Source organism: Ligilactobacillus agilis DSM 20509, assembly GCF_001436215.1.
GTDB lineage: Bacteria > Bacillota > Bacilli > Lactobacillales > Lactobacillaceae > Ligilactobacillus > Ligilactobacillus agilis.
Map to the genome: position 1 here is coordinate 126,176 of NZ_AYYP01000072.1, position 12,514 is coordinate 138,689.

10 protein-coding genes are annotated in these 12,514 nt (G+C 41.2%); 5 read left to right on the top strand and 5 right to left on the bottom strand.

What is annotated here, in order from left to right; all coding sequences use genetic code 11:
* Positions 1–8 precede the first annotated feature (8 nt).
* Positions 9–1,088: an NAD/NADP octopine/nopaline dehydrogenase family protein gene (locus tag FC14_RS09985; protein WP_056977872.1), complete on the top strand. Its 1,080-nt coding sequence runs from the start codon at positions 9–11 to the stop codon at positions 1,086–1,088.
* Positions 1,089–1,250: 162 nt separating this feature from the next.
* Here the strand turns inward: FC14_RS09985 and FC14_RS09990 are convergent, their stop codons facing one another.
* From FC14_RS09990 to FC14_RS10010, 5 genes are all read right to left on the bottom strand, one after another.
* Entirely contained in the window at positions 1,251–2,957 is a 1,707-nt protein-coding gene (locus tag FC14_RS09990) for a hypothetical protein (protein WP_056977875.1), read from the bottom strand.
* A 167-nt stretch (positions 2,958–3,124) separates the two neighbouring features.
* Positions 3,125–3,682 carry a glycosyltransferase gene (locus FC14_RS09995; protein ID WP_056977877.1) on the bottom strand — a complete coding sequence of 186 codons (558 nt, stop codon included), beginning with the start codon at positions 3,680–3,682 and terminating at the stop codon, positions 3,125–3,127.
* 24 nt (positions 3,683–3,706) lie between these two features.
* Entirely contained in the window at positions 3,707–4,237 is a 531-nt protein-coding gene (locus FC14_RS10000; protein ID WP_056977879.1) for a hypothetical protein, read from the bottom strand.
* Positions 4,237–4,992 carry a hypothetical protein gene (locus FC14_RS10005; RefSeq protein ID WP_056977881.1) on the bottom strand — a complete coding sequence of 252 codons (756 nt, stop codon included), beginning with the start codon at positions 4,990–4,992 and terminating at the stop codon, positions 4,237–4,239. Before FC14_RS10005 ends, FC14_RS10000 begins: the two co-directional genes overlap by 1 nt.
* Positions 4,979–6,100: a glycosyltransferase family 4 protein gene (locus FC14_RS10010; protein ID WP_056977882.1), complete on the bottom strand. Its 1,122-nt coding sequence runs from the start codon at positions 6,098–6,100 to the stop codon at positions 4,979–4,981. The genes FC14_RS10005 and FC14_RS10010 overlap by 14 nt, the downstream gene beginning before the upstream one ends.
* Positions 6,101–6,226: 126 nt before the next feature.
* Between FC14_RS10010 and FC14_RS10015 the strand changes: the two genes are divergently transcribed.
* From FC14_RS10015 to FC14_RS10990, 4 genes are all read left to right on the top strand, one after another.
* Positions 6,227–7,726, top strand: coding sequence for a glycosyltransferase (locus tag FC14_RS10015; RefSeq protein WP_056977884.1), 1,500 nt, complete (start codon positions 6,227–6,229; stop codon positions 7,724–7,726).
* Positions 7,727–7,730: 4 nt separating this feature from the next.
* Positions 7,731–9,638: a glycosyltransferase gene (locus tag FC14_RS10020; protein WP_056977886.1), complete on the top strand. Its 1,908-nt coding sequence runs from the start codon at positions 7,731–7,733 to the stop codon at positions 9,636–9,638.
* A 12-nt stretch (positions 9,639–9,650) separates the two neighbouring features.
* Positions 9,651–11,879 (top strand): tetratricopeptide repeat-containing glycosyltransferase family 2 protein, encoded by a 2,229-nt coding sequence (locus FC14_RS10025; RefSeq protein ID WP_056977888.1) that lies wholly within the window; start codon positions 9,651–9,653, stop codon positions 11,877–11,879.
* A gap of 111 nt (positions 11,880–11,990) precedes the next feature.
* On the top strand, positions 11,991–12,514 hold a 524-nt coding region (locus tag FC14_RS10990), incomplete at its 3' end, for a flagellin N-terminal helical domain-containing protein (protein WP_478212001.1).

Consider the following 12,514-nt stretch of genomic DNA (forward strand, 5'->3'; position numbering starts at 1 on the left):
GTGAGCTAATGCAGGTAACAATTATTGGGGCGGGCAACGTCGGCACCCAACTGGCGGTTCATTACGCTAGTCGGGGAGCCACGGTCAAAATTTACAGTTCTAAGCCCCAACTCTTCCAAACGGAACTACAAATTATTGATGATGTGGGGACTATCTTAGCTAAGGGCAGTCCTCAGTTGGTGACGGATTCACTAGCAGCGGCCGTTAGTGGTAGTGAGCTGATTTTAATAACCGTGCCAGCTTTTTTGGTGGACAGGCTTGCTAAAGAACTAATTCCCCACCTAAAGGCCGGCATGAAGGTGGGGTTAATTCCCGGCAGTGGCGGCGGGGAGCTGGCCTTTAAGGAAGCTTTAGCCAAGGGCGTAGTAATCTTTGGCTTACAACGAGTTCCTAGCGTCGCCCGGTTGAAGGAATATGGGCACATTGTAGTTGCCAGTGGCTACCGACCTAGCCTTCACTTAGCTGCCTTGCCCCAACAAGCAAGTGTTGACTGTTGTCGCTTAATTAGTTGGGGATTAGGGATGCCCTGCTATCCGCTTGCTTCTTACCTAAACCTAACTTTAACGCCTTCTAACCCCATCTTACATACCAGTCGCCTGTATCGGCTTTTTAAGGATTATCGACCAGGTAAAGTTTACAAGCACTTGCCACTTTTTTATGAAGACTGGGATGATGAAACGACTAGATTATTATTTAAATGCGATACCGAGGTCCAGGCATTATGTCAGCACTTAAGTGAGTTTGATTTAAGTGGGATAAGGTCTCTCAAGGAACACTATGGTCAAGTAGAAGTGGCGGCATTTAGTGCCAAAATCCGCTCGATTGCTAGTTTCAAAGGGCTAAAAACCCCGGGGCTAGAAACGGCTGGCGGTTACCTGCCGGATTTTTCTTCCCATTACTTTAGTGCTGACTTTGCCTTTGGGCTCAAGCTAATCTTACAGGTTGGAAACTTAGCGCAAGTGGCGCTACCAACTTGCCAAATGTTAATGACTTGGTATGAGTCCTTACCACTCAAGCACCAGGAAGTTTCCTGTGCGCGCTATGGGCTTAACACGCGGGCCGATTTGGTAGCTTTTTACGGTCAATAGTATTGGTTTGAAAAATTAGTGTATTAATGCACTAATTCGGTGTCAGTGTAAACTTAGATTTATTCTCTTGCTTAGGCTGAAAAGCAACTGCTTTACGTCCATCTGTAATAAAAAAACAGCCTCGAATTGAGTTTGAGTTCAATTCGAGGCTGTTTTTATGGCTTATTTTAAATCGTGGTTGGTAAACCGACTTACATTACCAATGCTTTGACCGTTAACAAGGTTGGCCTTGAAGCTGACGTGATCTCCACTTCTAAGCAGGTTAGCCTTTGCAAAGTCATCGGTATCAATCGTGTAGACTACCGGGCTATTTTGTAAGGTAAACATTACCTTATTTTTATTGGATACAATGGCCACCCGGTCGATGGTCCCCGTAAGCTGCTTTAACTTACTATCCGGTGTATTGGCCGCCTTAGTGCCGCTATTTACTAAGGCCTGTCTGAAATCATCGAGGGCACTGATTGGCGAAGTTCCCGTACCATAGATAGATTGATCCTCGGCGTCGAGGTAATAGTAGCCTCTAATTGCATGGGTTTTGTCCAGAATGGTCATAATCCAAGTAGGGCGGCCGTCGATGTTATATAAAATAGGCATGTTGGCGGTCCACTGTTGAGCCTTATAATTTTGGTTGGCGTTACTCTTGGCCCCAGAACTATCCATGATGCCATTAGCCTTATAGTAGGTTAACTGGCCGGTCCGGGCATTAACCATGGAGTAGCCAAGGGCAGAATCGGATTTGGTATTTGGGTTAGTAAAGTCGGTGAAATAACTAATTGTCCCGTTGGCGTTAAAGATGGAGGTGACCCCATCTTCCGGGCCGTTATTAGTTGGCTCTTTCATATCAGTTTTACCTAGGAACTGATTCCAAAAACCGTGCTGGTAGCTGCCGTAGTTATTATTTAACTCGGCGGCTACGTCTGAGGTAATGCCTTCGTCAACGAATTTTGGTAAATTAGCTAGCTTGTAGGTCTTAGTTGTACCCGTAACGGCGTTCATCACAATTACCCGGAGCTTCTGATAATTAATCCGGTGACTCAAAAAGGCTGACTTATAAACGGTTTCCACCCAATAAGGGTTACCGTCGTTGTCAATTTCTAGCTGCGCCCCACCGTCACCGAGTTTTAACCACTGGGGGTTATTGCGGTAGAGTTTTCTTTCGGTATCCCGGCCGAAGTAGGCGCTAGTGGTGTATTTATAAGGTTTATGGATGAATTTCGGGGTGGCGTTTTGACTAGTGGCGTCAATCATAAAGTAGCCCGGAATCGTCTTAGCCTTAAGCATGGCAAAGAAGCCTTGGTATTCAACAGGTACGATGTAAACCGCCTTACCGTGGAGGTATTGCGCCTGAACAGTCCCCGCAATTTTATAGTACTGACTATTAGGCAGGTCGGAAACTGATTTTCTCACCCGGTTAAGAACAGTCTTAGGAGCTAAGGCAATCGGAGTCTCTCCCCGCTTAAAGGTCGGCGCCTGCTTAGAGCTGACTTGTTTAACTGCAATCGAATTATAAGTAGGTTTGACCGACAGGATGGAATGCAGCTCACCACCAGCCGCAATTAAGAGGCTGAGCGCAACCAGGCTGGCTGGCAAAGTGGTGGCAACCCAATTCTTTACTTGCTGATCAGCTGTAACTTTACCGCTAATAGAAGTTAACATTAAGTAGATTCCGCCCCAAACGGCGTTGCCTAGTAGGAGGGACAGCAAGTTTCTAGATGGTAGTAGGAAGTAGACTAGGGTAAATACCACCAACATTTCTAGTAGCAACAAAACTAGCGAAGCTAGCAGTTGCTTTTTATTCTCCCAAAATAGTGCTCTACATATAAAAATGATAATGGCCAGGCTACTATACATTAAGGTCATGGCTAACATAAGGATAAGCCTCCTTTAATAAATTATTTAGTTAATTATAGCATAAGTGAGGCTAGGGACTATAGCGGGAGTGACAAGGAAAATCAAAATAAAAGTCAGCTTCAAACTTGGGAGGAAGCTTGAAGCTGACTTACTTTATTTAGTTAGCAAGTAAGGGGTGGTTAGTCTTACCTTGTACTTGTATTTTGGTAGTCTAACAGTAATTGGTAGCGTCTAACCTCGTCTTCGTATATTAATTCCTTCAAACTGTAAGCCCGGTTAAGCTCAAAGGCATCCTCCAACAGTTGTGGTTGGCTGAGGGCGTACCTTAACTTAGTTACTAGCTCAACTAAATTACCGTGCTCAAAACTAGCTCCCGCCTTAGGAGCAAAGGTATCTTGCCAAATATCAATTTTACTGGTAAGGACGTAACAGCCATTGCGCAAGGCTTCGGCAATCGAGTTAGGTGAACCTTCCTGTAAGGAAGGTGATAAATAGATTTGAGCTTTTTGGTAGTGACGTTCTAGCTGAGCCTTGTCCTTAATCGGCCCCAATAGGAGGAGTCGCTTTCGTAAAGCCGGGTGAGCTTTGTAGATAGAAGCCACCAGTTCAGTGATTGTAGAATCCACTGGACCAATCAACTCTAGTTTCCACTCGGGAAAGTCAAAGCAAACGTTCATAAAGGCTTGGATTAAGAGGGGAGTGTTTTTTCGACCAGCTTCTTGGCTACCAACATTGATGATCACTTTGTCCTTGATTTTAGGAGAGAGTTATAGGTTGAAGTCACGCTTAAGGCTACCATTTCTAATTAATTCAACCGGGCGCCGCCACTTTTTGGCCAAATAATTTTGCATGGCAGATCCTTCGCAGGAAATAATGTCACAGTTTTTGATTAAGTAATCATATGGAGGAGTACTAGGATTGATTAGTTCACCCACCCATTGACTATTAGCATCCGCCTTTAAAATAATCTTCCCTCGATAATGTTCCTTAAAATATTTTACAACTGGATAGTAGGTACCATACATACCAAATAAGAAGAGAACGTCGATGTCCTTAGAATAATCCTTTAGGTAGGTAACTAAGTAATCAGCCCACTGTTCTAGTGGACAAGTAGGGACAATGTCAAGCTTGAGTCCAGGTAATTGGTCGAGGTAGGTAAATTCTTCTTTTTGAGCAGTCATTACGGTGACGTCATAGCCTAGGTGGGTCATAAAAGTATAGGGAATTAAAACGCAGTCTTTCAAAAGCTGCTCATTGCGGTAGGCTACATAGGGACAGAGAGCTAGTAGGTTAGCCATCAAGATTCCTCCTTAGATAATGCACTTAGGGTCTCATTTTTTAGTCGGTTAATTTGCTCAATTAGCTCAACACTAGCAAGGTCAAGGTAATCGTAATAGCGGTAGTAGTCAGCTTCTAAAGACAGGATAGCCTTTAACTTATCTTCAGCTGTTAGTGTTGTTAGTAATTCTAAACGCCTGTTGAAGTCGGTTCTTAATTCTTGGGCTTGGCTTTCTATACCCAGAATTCCTTTAGTTTGGCCTAGCCTTTCAAGATGTAACTCAGTGGCAGTTAGTTCAAAGAGGTGGCCGTCACGATTGAGCTTAGCCTTTAGGGCATCCAAGCTAGCAGCATCAAAGTTAAAATCAGGTCCTAAGATTAAACTAGAAATATAGGGGAGCTGATTTAAAGTGTCCCACTGTTGGGGGAGCAAGTTATAAGTTTGTTGGTTAGCGCCAGCAATCGTTTGATTTTGGTTGATTGCTAGGTGAAAAAAGAGATTCTGGTTGTTAAAGGCGTGAGCGATTTGACTCAACAAGGCGTCGAATTTATGGCTATTAGCCACAATAATTTGCGGACTGGGTGAGGAGCGTAGGTAGCTAAAGTATTGCGTTATCAACTTTTTAGCTAGATTAAATTCAGTGGGGGTTTTAAAGTGTTGACGCAAATATTCCAACACTGTTTGGTAAAGCTTATCTTGTTCCACCCTTCCCAAAGGAGAATAAGACTGACTGTAGTATTCAAAGCGGTAGTAATCTAAGTTAGTTATTGTCATTTAATTTACCTCGAACTTTCAATAGGGTTTCTAAGCGGCTGACTTGCTGTTCATAGCTTAATTCAGCCTGAACGTAGGCCCGGTTTAGTGTAAAGGCTTGTTGGCATAACTTGGAGTCAGACATTGCCTGTTTTAATTCAGCGGATAAGGCTACTAAATCATCATGATCAAAGCTAGCCCCGGCTTCAGGTGCAAAGGTATCTTGCCAAGCATCAATCTTAGAGGTGACTAGGTAGCAGCCGTTTCGGAGGGCTTCTGCGACCACGTTAGGACTACCGCCTTCAAGATAAGAGGCGGTTATAAAGATTTTTGCTTTGGCATAGTAGCTTTCTAAAAGTTTTTTATCGGCGATAGGACCAGTTAATAGTAGTTGCTTTTTCAGCTGCGGATTTAATTGGTAATAGCGTTCAACCAAAGATTTGATGGCTGGTTCGTAAGTTCCGATTAAGGCTAAGCGCCAAGCAGGAAAAGAAGGAGCCAGTTGAGCAAAGGTTTTAATTAGTGCGGGGGTATTTTTTCTGCCCGTTTCTTGGCGCCCAACGTTTACAATGAGTTCTTCTTTGGAGTTAAAAGTAAGTTGGTGATTGAAGTCGACATCCCGACTACCATTTCTGAAGAGGTCGATGGGCCGGCGCCATTTCTTCGCAAGGTAGTTTTGCATGGCAACTCCTTCGCAGGTGATAATGTCACAGTGGTGAATCAAGTAATCATACTGAGGAGTATTGGGATTGATTAGTTCACTTACCCAGTAACTATTAGCATCTGCTTTTAAAATAATCTTACCTTGGTAATGGTCTTTAAAATATTTTACGACCGGATAGTAGGTAGCGTACATGCCAAATAAGAAGAGAACATCAATCTCGTGGGGATAATTTTTAAGGTAGTCAACTAGGTAATCGGCCCATTGTTCTAGTGGACAAGTAGGGACAATATCAAGTCTGAGACCGGATAGTTGGTTAAGGTAGGTGAATTCTTCTTTTTGAGCAGTCATCACGGTGACGTCATAGCCTAGGTGGGTCATAAAGGTATAAGGAATTAAGACGCAGTCTTTTAGAAGCTGCTCATTGCGGTAGGCCACGTAAGGGCAAAGTGCGACTAAATTTTTCATATGTAATCTCCCTCGTAATATGCTTTCTAAAATATATATCGGTTATTATGGGTTTTTGTTTAAATTTTATTTTTTTTAGCCGATAAAATAATATAGAGATTAAAGAAGAAGAGGTGGAAAAATTCGATGCGAGTATCAGTTTGTATTATTGCTAATCAGTTACGGGGGGTAAAAAAGTGTCTAGATTCGGTGGTAAAGTGGGGGACAGAAATAGTGTTAGTAAATACTAACCCTAGCTTGACAGCTTTGAAGTTATTAGCTGACCAGTACCAGTGTAGCTATTACACTTACGACTGGAATGATGACTTTGCTGCAGCCAGGAATTTTGCGGCTAGCCAAGCTCAGTACGACTGGATTATGACACTGGATAGTGATGAATACCTACTGACGGGGTCACCCTTACCGTTTTTCATGGAAAATGATTTAAGCAAGACCGTGGGCACGGTAGCGCGAACAAGTTTTACTAGTAGTGATGAGCAAACGGGAGTCAGCCATGAAATTGAGGCTAGATTATATTCACGGAAATATTTTAAGTATCAAGGACTAGTTCATGAGCAATTAGTCTTAAGGTCAGCTACTCCAATAGAGGTTGACTATGTTTCAAGTAGGATTGGACTGGGACACACCGGCTATCATAATCTGGTGATGTTAGCAGCTAAATCATATCGCAATGAACAGTTATTAAAAAAAGAATTACTTACCAAACCTAAGGATGCCTACATTTACTATCAGTTAGGACGAAGTTATCTAGTGAGAAAGGAGTATGAGTTAGCCCTAGCGGCTTTTAAGAAGTCTTTAGCTAACCAAGTTCAAGCTAAAACTTATAGTTTAGACTGCTTGAAGGGTTTATTGACCACTTATCAAGCGTTAAAGTTGAATAATAACTTAGTAGCCGCTGCCAAGGCTTACCGGTCCTTGTATGAAGGTGATGGTGATAGCTTTTACTTCATTGCAGGCCTCTTTAGCCTAGCTGGCTTGTATAATCAAGCTGCTAGTTATTATGAAACCTGTCTGAGTTTGAATAATTCCCAATTTGCTGAGCGTAGGGCGGATGGTTATCAAATCTGGTTGAAGTTGGGGGAGGCTTATAGGAAGGCCAAAGCAATTGAACAAGCCGAGTACTGTTACCAACGTGCCAGTGATAAGATGGATGTAGACACCCTAATGCTGACAGGTAATAGCTATTTCAAGCAGGCTAACTATGAGCAGGCCAGCATGTTTTACCTTGCGGCTCTAAAACATGATCCCCAGGGCCTAACCTTACTAGAACTAGTTTGCCAGCTCTGTTTGACCTATTTGAAGGTTAAAAATTATGATCAGGCTTTAAAGGCCGCCTTAATCTTTAAGGATGAACTCAATGGCCAAGCGGACTATTTATTTACGCTCGGTAACATTTACCTGGCGCAAGGAAAATTTGAGGCGGCACTAGAAAACTACCGGCTGACGATTTTACGGGGCAATTCGCGGGATGAAGGCATTAATAGCTGGCTGTCTTACTACAACCAAGGGGTAATTTACGAGTACCAAAACAAATTAGGCTTAGCCCAAAAGGCCTACCAAAAGTGTCGCAACTATGAACCAGCCAGAAAGCGCCTGCAAAATTTGTACCCGACTAAGAAAGGATAAAAAGATGGACTTATCTGTATGTATCATTACTAAGAACGAAAATGAAAAGTTAAAACGTTGCTTAAAGTCACTTGCCTTTCTAAAGGCAGACATTGTGGTGGTTGACACCGGTTTTAATGATGAAACTAGAAAAATAGTTACGGAACTAAATGGCCGTTACTTTACCTTTGAATGGTGTGACGATTTTTCAGCGGCGCGAAATTACTCTCTAGAGCAAGCTTATTACGACGACATTATGGTGATTGATAGTGATGAATGGTTAGATGAAAAGGAGATGACTTTTAATAAGGCCGCCTTAGAGTCATTTATTCGCCGAGATTTATATACCCTTGCTTGTTGTTATCAGGTTAATATCGAACCCAATTTAGCCTATGGTGAATACCATGCGGTGGTACCCCGGATTTTTTCTAAGAAGTATTTTCATTACGAAGGTAAGGCCCACGAACAACCAGTACCTTTGATGAAAGATGTAAATAGTCGCACGATTACGGTTGAATTGAAGATGTACCATGATGGTTATGCAGGAGCTGGGGTGGTTAAAGCTAAGTCTAAGCGTAATCTTGCTTTACTTTTACAGGATTTAAAAAACGATGAACATAATATTTACCTGCTTTTCCAAGTCGGCATGAGCTACTTAAACTTAGAACAATATGAGCTAGCACTAAAATACTTTGAAGAAGAGTTAGCTAACCGCAATTTTAATTATAGCTACGTTTATGCCTATGATGTTTGCTATGGGTATTTAAAAGCTCTTTTAAACCTGGGCCAAACCGACTTAGTGTTAGCTAAGCTTACTTATTTTGCTAAGAAATTTCCAAATTTAGCAGATTTTTGGTATGACGCGGGTGACTTTTATTTGAAACTAAACCGAATCAATCAGGCTGTTGAAGCTTTCAGGCGAGCAGTAAAGTGTAGTCAGGTCACCTTAGTTGGAAAGGATGGGGACTTTGCCTACTATAACTTAGGTAAAATCTATGCTTATTTAGGAGATTTTCAGCAAGCTAGTTGCTACTATAAACAATGTTCTGCTGACTTTGGACCTGCTCAAACAGAATTATTGGCACTTAGACAAAGGCAATTTAGTCAAGCGGTAACAGTTTATATTTTAGACACGCTTAAGGATGAAAGGGCATTGATAAAGACATTAACCAGTTTGGAAACCCTTCCCTTTACTAAACTAGTCTTGAGTCAAAAAGCTTATCCGCAAGCTATTTTAGGTAAGAGTAAGTTGGTCCAGCTAGAACCAAGCGCATTGAATGAGTACCTCAAGCAAACGACTAATTATAGTTTAGTACTGTACAGTGGTGAAAGCTTAGTTGACTTAGATTTAGGTAAATTAAAAGCAGTTTTAGAATCTAAGCTAGCTCTTAGTGGTTATGGACTAGTCTTTAGCCCTAATCAAGTAAAGGTGCTGGGGTATCGGAGTTTCTATCATGAGTTACGGCTAGCCACAGGAACAGCTCATGAATTTCAAGCTGGTTTACTACAAGCGACTTCAGATACAAAGGAAGTGCTAATTCCGCTAACGATTGAAAGTCCAATTGAGGTCCGCGCTAGTTTAGACTTTAGTAAAACAAGTAGTGTTTATGCCACCTTACTATTTATTGAAGGAAATTATACCAATGCTTTAAAATACTATCAATCTTACTTAAAAGACTGCGATTATGGACTAGAAGAGAGTTTGCACAGTGTGGCTAATGCCATATTAGCGAGTGTTTTTAGCGACCAAATTGATTGGTTAGAGTCTTATTTAGAAACGTGGACGCAGTTTTACCAAAACTTTGCTATTTATCAATTTAGCTTGGGACATTATTTGAAAAAAATAGGTAAAAAACAAGCAGCACAGCAAGCTTTTAGGGAAGCCAAACGCCTGGCTAATTCCTTAAACCCAATTATTAATGAAGAGGATTAGGGGGAAAAGAAAATGAGTGATGAGTACCAAGCAGGGTTAGATGCTTTACAGGCTGGCAAAGTTCAGCTAGCCAAAGAGTTGTTTGCAGCTAGTGATGATGAAAGGGCAAGTGGTGAGCTAGCTAAACTAGCTACTCGGCAAAAAGACCAGTTGATTTCTGCTTGCCTAATTACTAAGAATAATCAAAGGACATTAGCAGAGTGTTTAGCTTCTCTGTACCGGTATAATTTTGAAATCGTAATTGCAGATACCGGTTCGACTGATAAAACGGTTGAGATTGCCCGCCAATTTACAGATAAGGTCTACCACTTTGACTGGGTGAATGATTTTGCTGCCGCCCGAAATTTTGCCGCTAGTAAGGCCAGCTTTGATTACATTTTAACTTTAGATAGCGATGAACGCTTAGTTGGTGGTAGCAAGGAGGAGTTACAAGATTTCTTTATTAACACTGATACTAAAAAGACGGTGGGACTGTATAAGGTTGTTAATATTTTAAGTAGTGGCAAAAAGCAAAACCAGGTGATAAACAATGTAATTCGGGTTTATGATCGACGCTACTGTAAATACTACTATCGAATTCATGAACAGGTTGGCTTGATTGCTGACGAAAGTGCTTTATTGGATACTAAGGTGTTAAAGTTTAGGACAATTCATTATGGGTATCAAGATGAAAAACTCTTGCAAAAAAAGAGTCAACGGAATGTAGAATTGTTATTAGCACAACTGGCAGTAACCCCCGACCATGTTTATTTTATTTATCAGTTAGCCAAAAGTTACTACATTTTAAAGAATTATCAGCAGTCGTTTGAATACTTTGCTAAGTTCTTTTTAATACAAAAAAATTACCGCCTTCAGTGGGTGAGGGACGGAATTGACGCTTACCTTAAGCTTTGTATTAAAACTAAGCGCTATGACAAGGCTTTAGAGTGTGTTAACTTATGCCAGGAACAGTGCCAAGATTCTTTTGATATGCTTTGCATCTTTGCAACGGTTTACGTTGTCACCGATAATGATGAACAGGCAATAAGAGCTTTAAAAAAAGCATTGACGCTCGCTTCGCCAGATAAGGGTGAATTTGGTTGGACCACAGCAGATGCTTGTAAGGATTTAGCTAAAATTTATGAGCGTCAAGGTAGGTGGGTTTTAGCTAAGGAAATGCTTACTAAGGTCGGGGATGAAAAGCTCAAATTAAATCTAGATCAGCAACTGACAGTAGTTGTTTTGGTCGATGAAGAAACAACCAAGCTAACAGCTTGTTTACAATCACTGGCGGTTTTAAGGGCGAACTATCTCATCCTTGTAAGGGGAACCAATCCGCAAACGATTACGTTAGCTCGTCAGTATAGTCAAGCTGTATATCACTTTAGTGGGCAAGAAGATGAGTTAGGGAATTACTGTTTAACTAAGTTAACCACGGATTATGGGCTCATAGTTCATGCTAATGAAAAGTTACTTGGAGCTGACCCGGATGTTTTAAAGCAAATTACTAGTAAAAAAGCCGCCATTGTGGGGCGGGTACGGATTAAAGTTCCGGTTAAGGGGGATGAATTCGGACGGCAAACTCATGAGTTAAGACTCTTAGTTAAGTCTTATTCTAAGTTTAACGGCCCTAACCTAACCGATATCAGTAGTAGAAAGCCTAGGCAGTTACTGAAACAAGTCGAGTTACCTTTAATCTTGGCTAAAAATTTGACCTATGAAGCTTATTACCAAAGCGAAGTAGCTAAGCAAACTAGGCTTAAAGCTAGTTTAAAGCAAAAACCTAATCCAACTGCAAGCTTTGAGTTAGCAGAAAGTTACTACCATTTTGAAAATTATGAGGCCGCTAGTCAAGCTTACCTCGACTTTTTAAGTGGTCCGCTTGAACTTGCTAAAGAAGAAACGCTAACGGCTGTCACTAATTTAATTTCGGCCTTAATAGAAGTTAAAGACTATCAAGGAGCATTTAACATAGTTACTACCTTTAACCCCTATTATCAAGGTCTATCTGATTTTCAGTTTGCAGCTGGACTGGCTTATATGAATATAGGTCAGTTTGCAGACGCTTTGACAGCTTTTGAGAATGCTAGAAAATTAGCTAATTCAGATTCTTTAGGCATTAATACCTACCTAAGTTACTATCAACAAGGGGTAATTCATGAAGCTATGGGAAATAAGCAACAGGCCTTGGGAGCCTATCGGTTAGCCGGTAAATATGAATTAGCTAAGGCGGGAGTAGAGCGCTTACTAAGAAAAAAATAATTTTTTTTGTAAAAAAGGGTTTAATAAAATTATTTGCTGCCGATATATATACATGTAAGGAGTTAAACAACTCTAACTAACAACAAACATTTGATTAGGAGGAACTTCATTATGCGTATTAATACAAATACTGCCGCAATGAACACATATACAAAGTACTCAGCAGCTGCTAACGCTAAGGCAAATGCCTTAGAAAAATTATCATCTGGCTCACGGATTAACACAGCTGCAGACGATGCTGCTGGTTTAGCAATCTCAAACAAGATGACTGCTCAAATCAGTGGGATGAAGCAAGCACGCTCAAACGCTCAAGATGGGATTTCCCTTCTTCAAACAGCAGAAGGTGCGCTTGAAGAAACTCAAAAGATGTTAAACCGGATGCGTGACCTTTCCCTTCAAGCATCAAACGGAACATTACAATCAGAAGACCGTCAAGAAATCGCTTTGGAAATGAACACTTTAGTTTCTAACATCGATGCTATCAGCAAGAACACTAAGTTTAACGGCTTAGGTCTTTTCGGTACAGGTGCAGCTTCAGGTTCAGGTGCTTCAGCTGCTGCAACTTCAACTAGCTTTAAGTTCCAAGTAGGGGCTAACTCAGGTGAAACAACTTCAGTTACAATCCAATCAATGGA